Here is a 17,460-nt window from a genome sequence, read left to right as displayed (position 1 = left end):
CTATTTGACTACTTAGTATCAATCCCGTAAAAAGGATGCTCGTCACGATTGGACGGGAAATTAAATTGTGTCACACGTTTTTGATAAAGTGCTATTTTCTTAATATAAGAAATTGGGATAATCGATGACTGCTCCTGTAAAGTCGTAAGCACGGAACCAAATAACTTCGTACGGAGCTGTTCATCTGTTGTAGACATGCCTTCCTTGACTTCTTTATCAAGCTCTGCCTTCATCGGTAAAGCCACTAATGTATCAGATACACCATATCCATTTTGAATGACTGCCGTCATAAAGGAATGTGGATCATACGGCGCACCAAAGGTAGAGTAAAAATTCATATCAAAATCATTAGCTTTTCTTCGTTGAATATATACCGTGAGTTCTACACCCGTAATGTCCAGCTTCACGCCGATATTTGTCCATTCTGCTTGCAATGTTTCCGCAAATGACTTCTGAACTAAATCTGCTTTATCATAAATAAGCTCAAGCTGTAAGGGTTGTCCCTCTTTTTCACGTATTGTTTTGCCTGCAGGTAATATCCAGCCTGCTTGATCCAGCAAAGCTTTCGCCTGCTCTACATTGTAATCCACCGACATTGGAGCCACATTAGCGTAAGGCAAATTTGGTGGCAAAATATTATCTGCCTTCTCCTCCATCCCAAGCGTAACACCTTCAACCATCGCTTGCTTATTAAAGCCATGATGAAGCGCTTGTCGAACGCGAATATCTGCAAGCTTAGGATTCATCGTATTTAACACTAAATCTCTTGCACCAATCGGCTCGGATAGTTTAGTAACGTAATTGCCAGTTTGCTGAAGCTGTTGATAAGCGTCAAAGCTAATTACACCTTCACCATAGATGAGATCCAAGTCACCTTTCTCAAATGCAAGTGCACGTGTTTCTCCATCGGGAATTACTTTAACTATAATTTTTTCAACCTTAGGCTTGTCTCCCCAGTAATGCTCATTAGGCGTAAATACAGCATATTCATCTCTTTTATATTCACTTAATACCCAAGGGCCAGTACCAATTGGTTTTTTAACTTCTTTAGAGGTATCTCCGTTGTCAGGGAAGCCCGCATCCGCAAGGAAACGAACAGGACGAACAACAGCAAGATCATAGAGAGTTGGATAGTAAGCTTCTTTTAACGTTAATTTAAAGGTAGTATCATCTATAGCTTCAGTCTTGTCCAACATATTAACCATGCCTAGCCAAGTATGCATATTTTTGTTGTTCATAAAAGCATCAAAATTTCGCTTTACATTTTTTGCTGTAAAAGGGGTTCCATCTGAAAATTGAACGTTTGGACGAATCTTAAAGGTATATACCTTTCCATCCGGCGAAACTGTCCAAGATTCCGCTAAATTAGGTTCTATTTTTCCATCCTTATAAGCTACAAGGGACTCAAAAATCATCGATTGCGCAAACATTTGAGAAGGGTTGTACAAATGTGGGTTCATGGGTCCAATATCGCGTGGCCACGACATCGTAACGACCTTTTCATTTGATGCTATTCCAGCGCTAGGCGCATCTTCTTGTTTCTCTGTAGTACAGCCTGCTAACACCGCTGTCAATCCAACTAGTAAACACAAGCTTAACAGCAGTTTTTTTCTCATTGACTTCAACATATGACCCATCCTATTCTCACTAAAAATGATAATCATTATCGCTATAATGCATCATACTTTAAATATTTTATTTATGTCAATTTTAAAATTAAAATTTTGAAGCAAACAAACTAAAAAAGCCCCACCTTCAAGGTTGGGGGCAGTTACTCATATAAACAGTACATCGTCATCTCTTCATCCATCGCTTGAGTCAGATGAAAAGCTTGTTGTACGCTCTTTTTATTTTGGATCATCTCATACAACAGCCTAAGTGCAAACATCAACGCCACGTTACCATCTGGATAATCATCTGGACCTATGTATGTTTTACATCCCACTTGTAAAAATGCTTTTGCTGTCTCTGGAAATCCTAATGTGCATCCGTTAGCGAATACTACTTTTCCTTCTAAGTTTGCATACCGAATTACCTCATCTACACCGAAGTCCCCGCGTGGTTCATCTTGTTCATAAATCTCCTCTGCTAGCTCAGGCATTACAAATTTACCATCCATCCCATGGAAACAAAGCAAAATAAAGTCTGTATCTGGATACAAATCGTCTCCCGACAATACAGAAATAAAATCAAGAGGTCTACCTACCCAATATACAAATACTCTTGCTCCTAAGTACTCTAACGTTGAGCGAATTGCCTGTACCTCCAAATCACAATTTGGTCCACATACGATGGCTACATTCATTTCTGGTTTACTCATCATTCCACCTCCATATATGTCTGCTTGCTTAAAATAACCATGAAATCTGGCCCTTTTTTTCTAATTTGACTTTTATTCTGCTTTTTTCTGCTTTATTATATCGTACTTTCTTTTCAAATGAATGACAAAAAGAGCCTGCTTATTAAGCAGACCCATACATCAATAGAAAAAAGAAGTGACCCACTGCAAGGTCGACAAACCTGTGGGCCACTTCTTCCTAAATTAATACCTTTTGGAGGGTAACCCCACATTACTTAAAAATTAAACTCTTCTTCCCATGCAAAAGTAGCAGACTTCTCCATGCTTTGAGGCCAATGGCTACACCATGAGGGAACTTGTGGGGCCTCTACACGATCCACGCTTGGTGTATATGGCTTGATGTCGAGAATCGGTGTGTTATTATTTGCATCAATGAATGGGATATGGATCAATCCGTTATCACTATCAATATGAAGAATCTTCGCTGTTGTTAACCCAATGGGATTGGGACGTAAGGGTGATCTTGTCGCAAAGGTTCCCATCGTTTCAGGCGCACTCTTATATGGTTGATCCATTTGTAATATAGATCGATATTGCTCACTATCTAAATCACTAAACCACCACAATACTTGAATATGGCTAAACCCCTCTAAAGCTTGTAAAGCCGGAATATATTCCTTTTTTACCTCTAACCATGTCCCTTTTTCATCGCTACGAACAGTACCTATAGGTCGAACTACAAATTCACTCATATTTTTTCCTCCTTTTGTTGATTGCCAATTTCAACATAAGCCCTCACATCATGTGAGGGTCAAGAGAGGGATTTGAATTTCAATCACGTAATTTTCGGGGTTACTCTCATTCCATGGCCCATAATGTACAATTTGCCTTGTTGGTCCAAACATTTGATATTGACTATTTTGCTCCAACCACTGCGCAAAGCTAAGATAAGCTCCTGCTATGTTTGAAAAATCACCATATACCATCGTACATGCCATATTAGGAATTGGTTCCGTAGTTCGATATGTAAAGTCTCCTTTATCCTTGTGTAATCCGAAATTTTCGACAGGTGCGCATAATTCAATATCCACATTCTGTTCCTTATACTCCAAATCGTGATAAATAGAAAAAGTAGCGGTGTTTTGAGAAAATTGAAGGTTTTCCTTTGCCGCAAAGCTGGATAACTCTTCCCACATCTGTCCCTCGGCATAGTAATCTGGCATTGTTTTACGCAATGAAAGGACTGAATAGCTAGGGATAGACTTCATTGAAACTTGATAATGCATGTTGCCATTTGCATTAAAAATTTCTTTTTGGGCCATTTCTATTTTTCTCAGTTTTTCCTGCTCCGCTTTAATTGTAAGCTCTACCTCTAGCTTCTTCCTTTCAAGCTGATCTGTAAGTGAGTCACCTTGAGATTCATCTAATGAGTCATTTAGTGATTTATCTTTATTCCTATTATCTATGCTTAGAGCTGTAGCAATTTCTGATACATTGAAACCACAATCCCTGAGATAAACAATTTTATTTAATGTTGGGATTTGTGCGGCGGCATACAATCTGTATCCTGATTGAGGATCGATCATTGCTGGCTTCAATAGCCCCACCTCATCATAATAGCGAAGCATTCTGATCGTTACTTGCGTCAATTTAGAGAATTGCCCGATTTGAAACATTTGATCACCTCGATCCCACTTTATAAGTTTCGTTCTGCTTTAAATGGATATTCAGGGGTTTTAACCTATCCCAACATCTGCTATTTGGGAATAAAGGATACGTTCTGTTCTTTGGGAAAACGAAGATGCCAAAATACCCCGAATTTATCAATCACTTCGCAAATCATGTCCTTCCCTTCAGCTTGTATCTCTGTGTATTTCTTTGCATCTTTGCATAAAAGTCCAAAAGTCCTACGCAAGTCTTCTTCATTACGGTAGTAAACACAAAATAACATGGTTGGACACACGTCAGCAGAATAAATTCCCATAAATCCTTTAGGTAAATACTTGTTTTCACTGACACTTAAAAAGAGTTCACCATTTCGCACAAGAGTTTGATGTATAATTAGACCTTCATCATCTAACCAAGGCTCGCCATCTTCTTCGATCAAAAATGCTTCCTTATACAGCTTGACTGCTTCTATACCGCCTTTTACATATACATGATTACCAATTTTACTGGTGTAATTGCCCATGTTTACCGCCTACCTTTTCAAAAATTGTTCCAATTAGAGTAGCTTCGTTAATCTTTTTACTCCATTTAAAATCTATTTTGAGCTTAGTTCAAGCATACTTCAATCTGCTTTATCACAGTTGGGAAAAAGATTGAATAGTTGGATAAAACAATAAACAACAGATCACAACAAAAAAGGAGGAGCTTTTCGCCCCTCCTGCTTTAAATATTATTTTGTAATTCCTTTAAATGCAGCCGCTTGCTCTCTAATGCCTTTTTCTGCTGCAAAACGCTCAATGCTAGAAGCGCCAAAGAATCCATCAATTCCTTTTGTTTTTTGCATAACGTATGCTGCATCCTCAGGCTCCGCAATTGGCCCACCGTGGCATATAATCATAATTTCTGGATTTACAGCTCGTCCTGCTTCAATAATTGCTTCAATTCGCTCTACACAATCATCTAGCGTTAAGGCTGTTTTTGCACCAATAGTTCCTTTAGTCGTTAAGCCCATATGTGCAACTAAAATGTCCGCTCCTGCCTCTGCCATCGCTTTTGCTTGCTCAGGGTCAAACACGTACGGTGTTGTAAGCATATCCAACTCATGTGCAATGCGGATCATTTCTACCTCAAGATCGTAGCCCATGCCTGTTTCTTCTAGATTTTGACGGAATACACCATCAATTAAGCCAACCGTAGGGAAGTTTTGCACACCACTAAACCCTTGCTCCTTTAGTTGCTTTAAATACACTTCCATCACACGGAAAGGATCAGTCCCACACACCCCCGCTAATACAGGCGTATGCTTGACGACAGGTAATACCTCAGAACCCATTTCCACTACGATTTGATTGGCATCGCCATAAGATAATAAGCCTGCTAAAGAGCCACGTCCTGCCATTCTGTATCGTCCAGAATTGTACACAATAAGCATATCTGCGCCGCCTGCTTCACTGCTTTTTGCAGTAATCCCAGTACCCGCACCAACCCCAAGCAAAATTTTCCCTTGCTTCACTTCTTCTTTAAATTTCGCCATAATTTCAGTTCTAGTTAATTTGTTCATGTATAGCTCCTCCTTAAGTTTCTTATCACTACTACTCAATTAATAAGTTTTATAAAATATTAAACATTCATCATATCAATTAATTTTTGTGCTGCGGCTTCGGCAAAGCTTGGGTCATTAATATCACAATCCATCTCAATAATTTCAACAACAGAAGGATCAACATGCTTACGTAGTGTATCAAATAACATCTGATCTGCTTCTGCATCGTAGAAAGGTTGTCCTTCTATATCAATGCCCGAAACTCCTTTTAAAGGCAACATCAAAACGGTACGTTCCTTCGCCATGTTGAGCTTTTCAGCGATCTTTTTGCCTACCTGCTCGTTTTCCTCTACAGTTGTTCTCATTAACGTAACGGTTGGATTGTGCTTGTAAAACATATGATCTTTGAATTTTTCTGGTACTGTATCCATCGGTCCAAAATTACACATATCTAGCGCGCCCACAGATACCACTTGTGGAATCCGATTCCGACTAGCCGCCTCTAGTCGATGTGGGCCTGCGTTTAATACGCCCCCAACAATTTCATCTACCCATTCCGTTGTCGTTAAATCTAACACACCTTCTATAAAGCCTGCGTCAATCAAAGCCTCCATCGATTGTCCACCAACCCCTGTTGCATGGAACACAAGCACCTCATAGCCACGATCCTCCATATATTTTCTAGCAGCAGTAACACAAGGTGTCGTTACCCCAAACATGGTAGCTCCAATTAGAGGCTTTTTCTCAATTTCATGAGTATGTTCAAATTTCAGCATCCCTGCTATTGCGAAAACTGCGTTAGTAAAGATTTTAGTAGAAATTGAATTTAACCCTGCGATATCCACAACCGAAGGAATCATCATAATATCACTTGTCCCCACATATGGGGCTGTATTTCCTGAGGCAACCGTGGACACCATCACCTTTGGCACACCAATCGGCAAGGCGCGCATCGCAGGTGTAATTAATGAAGTCCCACCCGTTCCTCCAAAGGAAATAATGCCATCAAATTTACCTTGCTTGTACAGCTCTGGCACTAATTTTTCTAAGCCTTTGGACAATACCTCTGTTGCTAAAGCACGATCCTTTTTCTCTGCAAGGGCTTTCATATCCATGCCCACAGCTTGAGCAATGTCCTCATTGGACACATCCGGTGTAAAAATGGGCTTAAATACACCAGTATGAATCATAAAGGTACGAAGTCCAAGCTCCTCCGCTATCCCTTTGATATAGAGATATTCTTCACCCTTTGTGTCAAATGTGCCTGCAATTGCGATGGTTTTCATCCTGTTGCCTCCTTATATTAAATTAAATGAGATTGAACTAAAAAATACAAAAACCAGTATGATCGCTATAGCTTTATCATACTGGCTCCTTCTATTCATGAAAATGCTTTCATGTGTGATAAACTTGTGATTAGGTTAGATTAGAACGATATTGCCGAGGTGAGCAACCTTTAAGCTTTTTAAACATGGCACTAAACTGGGCATAATCTGAATATCCAACCATTGCAGCGACTTCAGATAGTTGAAGCTGTGGTGTTTGAAGTAAAGTTATTGCCTTGTTAATGCGAAAATTTACGAGATACGATTGGAAGCTACAGCCGACCTCTTTTTTAAATAAACTACTTAAATAACTGCGTGAAATATGAGCAACCTGAGCTAAATCGGAAAACACAATTTCATTATTGTAGTTTTGTGCTACATATTCTTTGACAAACTCGACATAATCATAATGCTTCGTGATCCCATTTAACATTTTAACCATAAAATCGTCTTCATCTAGCTTACCCAACGCTTTAAAATCGCGTGTTATTGATGTGATCGACCTTTCTGAAGGAATACGCTCAAAGGCAGAACCCCCAATGTACCCCATAATCTGCGTATTGTTACTATACATATATTGAACATCAATCGGTGTCTTTACAGGGCCGCCATAAATCATTTTAATAATGTCAGACTTAATTTTGTCACACACCTCAAATATCCGTAATGCCTTCATTTTAGCAGTCTCTAGGGAAACGACCTTCTTTGCCCCAAGCAATCCACCCACTGTGAGTCCTAAATGAACACAAATAACATCTGCGCCCGCCTCTAGCATTGCCGTAGCTTGAAGCTCATCAAATACAAAAGCCACCGTAAACAACCCTTGCTCATGGGCTAACGCAATAGCCTCCACTTCACGCTCATAGCTGATACCATCTTCCTCTAGCGCTTCGCGAAATATCCCATCGATTAATCCAACTGTCGGATAATTGTTGATGCCTGCAAACCCGCTGTCTTTGATCTTCGTTATGTAGGATGGCATTTGTTTTGTTGGATCATTTGCATTTAGTCCAAATAACACAGGCACATCCCTCACCAGCGGAATGATTTCCCTTGATGCAAAATCCATGACCATATCGTTACTATTGGAAAAGGGTAAAAAACCAGCTAACGAGCTTCGCCCCATTTGACGGAACCTACCTGAATTCAACGTTAAAATAAAGTCTGCTCCACCTTGCGCTACGTAGTTGGCTGTAATACCTGCCCCCGTTCCCACACCAATAATATGATTGCCTGTATGTAGTTGGGATTGAAGCTGCTCTAGTATGGTTGTTCTGTTCAAGTGTATCGCTCCTTGGGGGTCAATCTTCTTGATCTAATACGAATTCTCCATTTTCAAAAATATATCTTTTAAATGAATCATCCCCATCAAATTCATCCATATACAATAGACTAATATAAGGGAGGTTTTCACAAAGAAGGTACAGCATCTTCTCAGGCTCGTTTATTCCATTAAACTCAAGTAGTAGTGGATATTGTTTAAAATCTTCTTCCTGCCAATCATCATCCATATAATTATTATAAATTAATCTAATACTTTCAGATTTAGATAACTTAGCAATGTTGTATTCTCCCCAGTAACTACTTTCATGCTCCTCAAAGCTTATATTTAAAATTTTCTGTAACTCTTCAGTCACAAGTTGCATGTCCTCATTTTGTATACCGAACTTTAGATACTTATTCGTCATAATATCACCTTTAAATTTGATCGTGTAAGTGTATCAAGTTGCCTTTCATCCAGTGGCCCTATTCTACTCAGGTTTCTTTTCATTTTAACCCCTTCATTCTTCCTATCTTTTTTACTGTTTACCACAAAAATAATCTATTCCATCTATTACCCAGTATCTTTCTTGCATCGGTACTTTATCTAAGAAGTTTTCATAAAGTCCCTTCCAACCATCAGGTACAAAGTCTTCAAAAGATGCAGGTTCAGGGAAATAGGACATCAACAATTTATTATCAAAATCAACTAATAATGATGGAGTTAACTCAGTAGGAAAGTTTTCACTTTCTATGCTACTACATGTTAGTTTTAATACTAATTCTCTCAATTCAACCAAACTTACCTTCAGTTCGCTTATTTCATTTAAAAATTTGTCTGCGGAATTTTCATCTAGTACTCCAATATCAAAACGATCGGAATAGTCACCTAGATTAGGAAGCCTGTATCCTTTAATTAAAAATGCTTTTTCTAATTTTATTAAATCTAAGAACCAATAATCTTTTTCTGTGACATACCAACTCCATTTATTACGAAATACCACAGCAACGATAATATTTTCACCATACTCTACTTGGATTTTCAATAGATCACCTGCTATTCAACTTATACTAATGTGAATTATTTGTATTTGGTATTATCCTACCATTTTAGTTTATTTCTCAAACTATTTAAAACATACATGCTAATAAGTGGGAAGGGATAGTGCATTTGGCTGTTTTTGAGGATAAAAATCAGGCCAATTATGATAGTAGCTGTAGCTGACTATAATTGACCTGATTTTTTAACAGAAAAAAGCTTTATAGTTTTAGGAAAATATATGAATGATGGGTAATAAAATATAGTATTATCTAAATTCTTTACTTATACGCATTACTACTCATCAGCAATCCAAACAGACTCGTTTAATCTCCAAGCGTTAGATAATATATCGCAAAGCTCACTGTGCAGTTGCCTTACCTCCACATTTAATAACTCAATTTTTATTTCTTGTAGCTGTTTAAGAACAATTTCTATATCTGGAATCTTCCATGGTTGTTCCCACCAAGGCTCTTCAACATGATAGTAATACACCAGACCTGTCCAACCGTTTTCCTCAGGCTGAATTCCACTCATTATTTCATCAAAAAAACCATCCCAGATTCTTATTATATATTTATCACCGTTAGAGAGATCCTTATAAACTGTATTTCTCCTTCACCCTCATACCCTTCATAGTATTTACTATTTATTATTTCCAAAATCTCATCTCCTTACTGCGGAGCGGGCCAGTGTACACTTACCAGTATATTATTTTGTTTATAACTAAATAGTTTGGATTAGAGTTTTTGAATGCCCTTACTAATTTAACTTTATTAAGACACTCGTATTTGAGTCTACTTCATTAATTATAAGGATCATTTTTATTTATCCCATTCTTATTCCACATCAAAACACAGGCCTCTTCTCCAAAACTAATATAAATTATATCGTTCCCTAATAGTAGTTAGATATTGCTCCAACTCATTACGCTCATTAGGGAATACATCTAAATAATTTCTGCATGCTAGATTTAGATAATAATAAAATAATTCATAATTTAAAATGACTTCTTCTTCATTTACAGAGAACCTGACACCGTCAAACTTTTCTTCATCTTCTTCAACATCATCTGGAAATGAACAATCCACCTTATTTATTCCAGTGCCAATACCTATTGACATCTGCTCAAGCACCCTCATAAAATTTGAATCAGGAACACTATTAAAAAAAGCGATTACTGGAAAATGAATTGGTTCTAACAGATCTCTTTCCTGTAACTTATCCCTCATGTTTATTAAATCCTCTCTACTAAAATTCTGGAAAGAAGGATGTTACTGTTCCAGATGAATCAGTATACCCCATCCACTTTACACCATTCTTATCGTAGCCATCCCACTCTCTACCTAGTTTACCTTTAGAATGAGCATTATTTGCCGCCTCTTTGCCTAATCTAATATATTCCTCATCAGACATCACTTTTGGATCATAAATAGTTTTTAAGTATTCTTTTGCTTTCCACCCAGTAACTTGTCCTGTTTTGCCATCTATTGAAGGAATTTGATATGTGACTTTCTCAACTTCTGGCATTAATGGATGCTTCTCAACATTTAATATATTAACACCATTCCTATAAAACTCTTCTTTATTATGCGCTCCCCCAATACCTCGGCTTCTTGGTACCTTAGAGTCAACATACTTTAAGTGAACTTCTAAATCAGGAGAAAAACTAGCAGTGCTCTTCGCAACATTTCCATCGCCATATTGCTTCTTAAAGTACTCATTCCACTCTTCTGAGGTTCTAGGTATCTTTGCTTCATCAAAAACCTCGCACCCTAACCTTGCTAATCCCAACGGATCCACATACCTCACCGGATCACCATTAACATACGCATAGCGATTAAACGTCTGCCCTTCTGTTATGTTACCTCTAATAACATCTCGATTTAAAAACCGCTTCAACTCTGTATGGTAATACCGTGCTCGCATATAGTATAGCCCATTGATATCGTGCATTACACCATCTCTACCGTTATATTGAAACGGTTGGGACGTGTTGCCTTCGAAATGGTCTACTTCGCCATAAATTCCATAAGCATAACGGTCTGTCACCAGGCCGTGCTCATTGGTTAGGATGGTGGTGCTTCCTCGTAGATCACTGTGGTAACTTTGGTAAGTACCTGTTGTCGCATCTTCTCTACCTATTAAACCAAGTCCATATACGTAACGAGTAAGGACATTTCCTTCACCATCTAACTCCATTAACACACGACTAAATGCGCTTAAATCGTCTACTACATAGCGTGTGACCTTACCACGCCAAATGCTTTCAATGCGTTCATTTCGCCAGTTATACCGATATTTCATACGGCCAGTTTGGATGAGGCGGTTACGAGCATCGTATTCATACGCTGCCATTTTTTCGCCGTCAGTGAAGTACAACAGGTTCCCATCCGCATCATGCTCTGTTGGGTAGTTGCCAATGCGGCGTAGGCGATTATCTGCGCTATAGCTGAATACAGACATTGTATCTATTGTGTTAGACGAACCTTGACCTAATTCACCTAGATTATCACCAGTGTTTGTTCCTCTTACTCCTAATCTTCCTTTTGTTTCTTCTAATCCTCTTGTTCCTTCAAATCCCAATCCTGTCTCTGTGTCTACTTCATTTTGCTCCGTCAGGTTCCCACCAAGATCATAATGATAATACGTAATTTTACCTTGGTTCGCTCCACTAACTAAGCGGCGAAGCTGGTCATACGTATATTGCTTATTTTGCTCTTTTACAATTTGACCCACTTCGTTATATTCGTATTTTAAGTCCTGTAGCAAAATACCTTGAGGGGTTACATCCTGCTGACGTAAAAGCTGGCCTAAAACATCGTAGCTACGGCGTTCTTTTGTTCCATTAGGGCGATTTGTTTCGATGAGACGTCCATTGCCATCATACCGATACCGTGTTAATCTACCTGCCCAGTCCTTGACCTCGATCAGCTCGCCACCAAGGTTATAGCGGTATTCCACCACTTTGCCATCTGGATACGTCAGGTGTGTAAGGTTGCCTACTTCATCATACGCATAACCAATACGTTGTCCCCATACATCCCATTGCTCGGTTAATCTACCCAATGCATCATAGCTACGACGAATGGTTTGAGTCGCTTGTGTGGCTTGTATAGCTTGGCTTCCCGTTTCCTTCCCTTCGACCCAGCGACCGGCTTCATCATACTTAATTTCAAGCTGACCGACTTCATCTGTCATGCTGATTAGTTGACCTGCGGCATCATACGTATAGCCTTCTTGTTGACCACGTGCATTTTGCTTCGATGCAAGAAGGCCACGTTCATCATAGGTATAACTTAGCCCATGTCCTGTGCTATTTTTTTCTTCAACTACCTGTCCAGTCCGATTATACATTAGCGTCGTTTCATTGCCGTTAGCATCTTGGTACTTTGTTAGACGATGCTCGGCATCATAGCTTTGTGTATACCGTGCTCGCCATTGCTCACTATCTTCAATGACCTCCTGTAAACGAGCAAGCTCATCGTAGTGATATTCCGTTTTGATTCCATCTGCGGAAGTCTGCTCTACAGGCTGATACAACGCATTAAATCGACGCTCAGTTGTATGTCCAAGCGCATTACTGATGGCAATCGGCTGACCGTTGGCATCATACGTTAACGTTTGGACGGGTTGACCTAACGCATCAAACACAGATTCTAGGCGGCCTGTTGCATCGTATTTGTAGGTGATCGTACGATCTAACGCATCTGTCACCGAAGCAACACGTCCACGTCCATCATACCGTAGCCGCGTGATCCCACCACGAGCATCTTCTTCTGCGATCAGTCGATCTTCTCCGTCATACGTATAACGGTGAGTATTACCTAGTGGATCGGTGGTGGTTTCGACTTTCCCCATTGCAGTATACGTATATGAGATTGTCCCACCAGTAGGATCAGAGATTTTTGTTACTTTACCATCCAAATTGTATTCATAACGCCAAGTTCGTCCTAATGCATCCTTGACCAGGGTAAGCTTATCATCGTCATTGTATGTCCGAAGTAACGTTCCCCCATAGACATCCTGCGTGCCTGCCATCCGTCCTACTTCATCAATCAATATCGTAGTTTGACGGCCTTCTCCATCTTGCATCACTTGGATGTACCCTGAGTCATCATACTGATAACGGACTGTTTCACCTGCAAAGTTATGATAGGCTAACAGCGCACCACTTTCATGATACTCCCAATGACAGCTTGCTCCGTCAGGGCGTGTAATCTGAGTGAGTCGCTCCTGCTCATCATAGGTATATCTTGTCACTGCACCAAGTGCATTTTGCTCTTCGATCAGTAAACCTTTGTTATCGTACATATACGTTGTTGCTTGTCCAAGTGCGTCTTGGAAGCTTATGAGTTGTCCCTTTTCATCATAGGTGTAGCAGATCGTTTCCCCTAATGCATTACTTTCTGTTAATTTCTGACCACGCTCATTGTAGGTGTAACGATGGAGTACTCCTTCTTCTCCACTAATTTCAAGCAAAAGGTGGCGATCATTATAGACATGATGCTCCACTTCACCAGCCCGATTCGTGACGGTGGTTAAAAAGTACCCTGGTCGACTATGTGCATCATATTCAAATGTAGTGATACTGTCTTTACCATCAATCTGCTTAACAATCCGATGGAAGGCATCAAAGACGTTCGTAAAGTCACGTTTGCCATTGGTAGACATCGTTAAAATGCGTCCTGCTTCATCACAGGTGAAGCTAGTCACTAGATTTTCTGTATCGGTGAGTTCTGCTAACCACCCTGCTTCATCATAGGCAAAGGAAATCTGACGATGACCATCTATAACCTGAGCAAGTAGACCTTGATTATATTTAAATTGTAGCGCACGCCCACTTAACTCATCCTGTAGTGACTGCAATATCCCCTGTTCATCATGGGTAGCTTGTAACGCCATCCCCACTCGGTTGACATGTCGTTGTAAAATTCCATTTTCATTAAAATAGTAGCGTTCCCTTGTAGAGCCTAACTTTAATTCATATCCTTCTCCCACTGGCGTAAGCTCATCTAAAAGGACATCGGTATCCATTGAACGGTATACCCCATCCTCTTGACGTGTAAAGACGTTTCTTCGTCCTGCTGTCCACCAGACGGTGATGGCTTCGCTTGGCATACTGGATTTATCTGGTGAATCCACATCCGTCTTCTGGTTAAAGTTCTCTCCTGTGTCCATACGATTAGGATCTAACTCTGCCTCTTGATTGACTTGTTGCCCATTCCCAAAGTCTAGACGCATGGCATAGTTATGTGTCCATGCTAAGCCAAGCTCACTTTTTTGCAATAAATTAGAGTTATAAAAAAGCTGCAAGTCCCAAGTCGCCGCCCCATATAGCTTTAAAGCGGAATGAATCATAAATTGCTGACCTGTACCCACATGCACTGGGTCTCCGTTCATGCACTTCTGTTCAGTTTTCTTCGGGTCACTTATTTGGGTAGCTTCTGTCCCTTGTTGTACATGAGTTCCATTAGGATTAGAAACTTGATTTTGGGTAGAGGTTTCCGTATGTGAACCATCCTGCTGATGTGTTGAATTCCCTCCTGCATCCTTCTTATTTCCTGATCCCATGTCCCCTTGTGACCCATTTTGCGACTTGGTTATCCGTTTTGAATCATCAGTGACCTCATTGGCGGCTTGCATGAACTTATTGTTTTTCTGATTCGCCCATTTATTTACACCTACGCTAACCGTAACTCCAGCGGCAGCTAAAGCGCGTTGCCAAGGCTGTAGTCTTTCCCCTGTGATCATATCTACGCCAGTGATGGCTTCCACAATTCCTTTGCCATTATCCACAGTTTCTGCAACTACATGGGTTGCTTTTGTAAATTTGTTAATACCAGATACCACTTCATCTGTAGCCTTAAGTATTTTTGCTCCCTTATTGAGTCCTTTTCCTAGTGGACCTAGTAAGCCTAAAGCACGTTCATACCAAGTCAGTTCGGCTCCAGTAATGAGGTCACGCCCAGTTAACGCTTCGACCACCGCTTTAATATTGCTCACAATCGGAGTAAAGTCTAAGACAATGCTAGTTATCACCTTGAAGACATCCCACACCTTCCCCCACTCAAACGGAGGTGCTTTTCCATCTGCTTCATCAAAAGCTACACCTTTTTGGGTGACGCCTCGGCTATATCGATCCAAGCTTTGCTCTAGTTCTTTGAGCATTCTTTCAATCATTTGATAGGAGGAATCTACTTCTGCTCGCCCTTGACTCCTTAAGCTTAACCCGCTCATTGCTCGTCGTAATTCAGAACGAATCCCCTCAATCTCATTCCCTGATCTTCGCAATTTTGAACCTAGCTCCTCTAGATCAGAAACTCTTAATTCAATTTGCATGTCTATTTCCCCTCATCTCTTACTATGTATTCATGTTTAACTAGGTTTGTGCCTACTTCCTACCTCCTAAAAAGCCCCAAAAGCCCTATGATTTTTATATTTATAGGAAAATAATAACATAGAAGATAGGAAATATATCCTTTATTCTTTAAAAATTCACAATTATAGATGTAACTCTCTATGGTTACAACCCAAAGAAAATTCCCTCTTCTAAATTGAAAAAGCTCCCCTTTCGTAGCTGGTGTGTCACGTTACACCACTAAGAAAGAGAAGCCTTTTTTACGTAATCTAGAATCTACTATATCTGCTATTCTTATTTCTATATGCTATTGATATCGCTCTGCTTAATGCGTCACCATCGGCACAAAGTCATTCCGACTCGAATATTTGCCATCGTAATAAATGACATCCCCATCCTGGATCGGTAAGGTTCTACCATACGGATCGATAACGTCCTTCTTAAAGCCCTCCATCTGGCTCCATTGATTCATCAGCTTTCCGTGAATATATTGCAGGTGCGGGCGATCCTTCTGCCCATTTTGCACGCTTCGAAGATCAAAGTTCACGACAATGTAGCCTTCCTTTAAAAAGATTGGGGAGGCATCATCCAGACCTTGGTGCGTGCGTCCATATTCTGCAATATTAGTGCCCTTCTCTACGGCATACACCCCAGCAGGGAGGCTATATTCGCCATACCATTTTTGGATCGCTGCGTTGGCTCGGTACGGGTCTACCCCTGTCGGCAGCTCGGTCTTCGGTCCAATATAGGTGCGGATTGGCGCACTTAGAAATAAACCACCATACCCACCCACCATTGTTTTTTGCTTTGTCGTTTTGTCTTGATATTGCGCTAGGTATTGAGCACGGCTCATTTGATTGACTTCCGCAAAGCTTTTCTCCACATCATACCGATAACGTGCCGTATCCTCCAGCTCCACCTGTGGTACATTCCGTAACCGTTCGTTTAAAATGACGTACCTGCTTTCTTTGTCTTCTTTCGAGCCGATTTGGATAAAGTATTTGTCATTCGTATGATAATACAAATCAACAGGCACCCGTTTACCGATCTGTGGCGTTGGGTTGTCTTTCTCCTTTAACAACGGAATAAAGTAAAAGCTAGGGACAATCTCTACTCCATCTTTGGCACTAAACATATTCCCTTTGGTTTTAAGCTCAAATTTAAAGTGATACCCTGTTTTAGTCACCAGATTTTTAAAGACGGGATGACTTCCTGGGCGCAGGGGCAACGTATATTGGGAAGGGGTATATCTGGGGTCACCATCGATGTCCCCTTGTCCCACCCAATAGCTGTTCCCCGTATGCATTCGGCTCCCTTGCTCCATCCGAAACACCGATTCCCAGTTAAAATCTGCGATGTCTGTGACATGAAAATCGTACAGCCTGCCCACAACATCGACAGGGACAGTCGCCTTTGCCACATGATGAGTTAAATCGAGGTTGGCATTGGTTTGCTCACTCGGATTCTCAGGTGCATTTTCCGCAAATGTGCGCATCTCAACATCATAAAAGCCTTCGTCCACCCAAACGGGTAAATAAAACTCTACTTCCTCTTCATAGCTTGCGACATCGATCCAAGTCCCTTTTGGATAAAAGGTGGTGCGGAATACATCATACACATCAAATGGAAACTTCACTTGCTTGTTGCGCACATATTTGCCATAATCTCGTTTGCCATAACCTTTATAGTTCGTATGTTGCCCACTATTGGGTAAATGAACGGTAAACGGACGCTCCAAAATAATGGCGGAACGATTTTGTGCAGGCTCCGTTTTTTGGTTATGTGCCTGATCATCGGACACCGAAGGATATAACACTACTGGCGTATGTACGGTGACGGAATTGATCCCGTTGATTGGGTATTCCTTGTTTTCGCCCCCATTGATATTGCCTGACATCAGTCCGTAGAAAATCGTACCACTACTTGGCTGATTTGCCTTGTTGGTTTTGGTAGTTGGAATCACAT

General features: G+C 40.4%; 13 protein-coding genes and 1 pseudogene. All 14 read right to left on the bottom strand.

Annotated elements, in window-relative coordinates; genetic code table 11:
- Positions 1 to 8: 8 nt before the first annotated feature.
- Positions 9 to 1,616 carry a nickel ABC transporter substrate-binding protein gene (nikA, locus tag ABE099_RS17165; protein WP_430032304.1) on the bottom strand — a complete coding sequence of 536 codons (1,608 nt, stop codon included), beginning with the start codon at positions 1,614 to 1,616 and terminating at the stop codon, positions 9 to 11.
- Positions 1,617 to 1,771: 155 nt separating this feature from the next.
- On the bottom strand, positions 1,772 to 2,320 hold the full coding sequence (locus tag ABE099_RS17160; RefSeq protein ID WP_430032303.1) for a delta-aminolevulinic acid dehydratase: 549 nt from the start codon (positions 2,318 to 2,320) through the stop codon (positions 1,772 to 1,774).
- A gap of 254 nt (positions 2,321 to 2,574) precedes the next feature.
- Positions 2,575 to 3,051: a tRNA (N6-threonylcarbamoyladenosine(37)-N6)-methyltransferase TrmO gene (tsaA, locus tag ABE099_RS17155; RefSeq protein WP_430032302.1), complete on the bottom strand. Its 477-nt coding sequence runs from the start codon at positions 3,049 to 3,051 to the stop codon at positions 2,575 to 2,577.
- 48 nt (positions 3,052 to 3,099) lie between these two features.
- Complete coding sequence (locus ABE099_RS17150; RefSeq protein WP_430032301.1) at positions 3,100 to 3,975, bottom strand: MerR family transcriptional regulator; 876 nt, start codon at positions 3,973 to 3,975, stop codon at positions 3,100 to 3,102.
- A gap of 80 nt (positions 3,976 to 4,055) precedes the next feature.
- Complete coding sequence (locus ABE099_RS17145; protein ID WP_430032300.1) at positions 4,056 to 4,490, bottom strand: hypothetical protein; 435 nt, start codon at positions 4,488 to 4,490, stop codon at positions 4,056 to 4,058.
- Positions 4,491 to 4,697: 207 nt separating this feature from the next.
- Positions 4,698 to 5,528, bottom strand: coding sequence for a phosphoenolpyruvate hydrolase family protein (locus ABE099_RS17140; protein WP_210087439.1), 831 nt, complete (start codon positions 5,526 to 5,528; stop codon positions 4,698 to 4,700).
- Between the two features lie 59 nt (positions 5,529 to 5,587).
- On the bottom strand, positions 5,588 to 6,796 hold the full coding sequence (locus ABE099_RS17135) for a Tm-1-like ATP-binding domain-containing protein (RefSeq protein ID WP_430032299.1): 1,209 nt from the start codon (positions 6,794 to 6,796) through the stop codon (positions 5,588 to 5,590).
- A gap of 130 nt (positions 6,797 to 6,926) precedes the next feature.
- A complete protein-coding gene (locus tag ABE099_RS17130; protein ID WP_430032298.1) occupies positions 6,927 to 8,117 on the bottom strand; it encodes a phosphoenolpyruvate hydrolase family protein in 1,191 nt (396 codons plus the stop codon).
- Between the two features lie 19 nt (positions 8,118 to 8,136).
- Complete coding sequence (locus tag ABE099_RS17125) at positions 8,137 to 8,523, bottom strand: hypothetical protein (RefSeq protein ID WP_430032297.1); 387 nt, start codon at positions 8,521 to 8,523, stop codon at positions 8,137 to 8,139.
- Positions 8,524 to 8,634: 111 nt separating this feature from the next.
- On the bottom strand, positions 8,635 to 9,141 hold the full coding sequence (locus ABE099_RS17120) for a hypothetical protein (protein ID WP_430032296.1): 507 nt from the start codon (positions 9,139 to 9,141) through the stop codon (positions 8,635 to 8,637).
- A gap of 290 nt (positions 9,142 to 9,431) precedes the next feature.
- Positions 9,432 to 9,671, bottom strand: coding sequence for a hypothetical protein (locus ABE099_RS17115; protein ID WP_430032295.1), 240 nt, complete (start codon positions 9,669 to 9,671; stop codon positions 9,432 to 9,434).
- Positions 9,672 to 10,009: 338 nt separating this feature from the next.
- Entirely contained in the window at positions 10,010 to 10,366 is a 357-nt protein-coding gene (cdiI, locus tag ABE099_RS17110; protein ID WP_430032294.1) for a ribonuclease toxin immunity protein CdiI, read from the bottom strand.
- 19 nt (positions 10,367 to 10,385) lie between these two features.
- Complete coding sequence (locus ABE099_RS17105) at positions 10,386 to 15,476, bottom strand: pre-toxin TG domain-containing protein (RefSeq protein WP_430032293.1); 5,091 nt, start codon at positions 15,474 to 15,476, stop codon at positions 10,386 to 10,388.
- A gap of 344 nt (positions 15,477 to 15,820) precedes the next feature.
- A pseudogene (locus ABE099_RS17100) lies at positions 15,821 to 17,460 on the bottom strand (DUF5704 domain-containing protein); the annotation flags it as partial.

Origin of the sequence: Paenibacillus turicensis, assembly GCF_050461185.1 — a bacterium.
Classification (GTDB): domain Bacteria; phylum Bacillota; class Bacilli; order Paenibacillales; family Paenibacillaceae; genus Fontibacillus; species Fontibacillus turicensis_A.
Note: the sequence above shows the minus strand (reverse complement) of the source record. Positions and strands in the feature narration are given on the sequence as shown.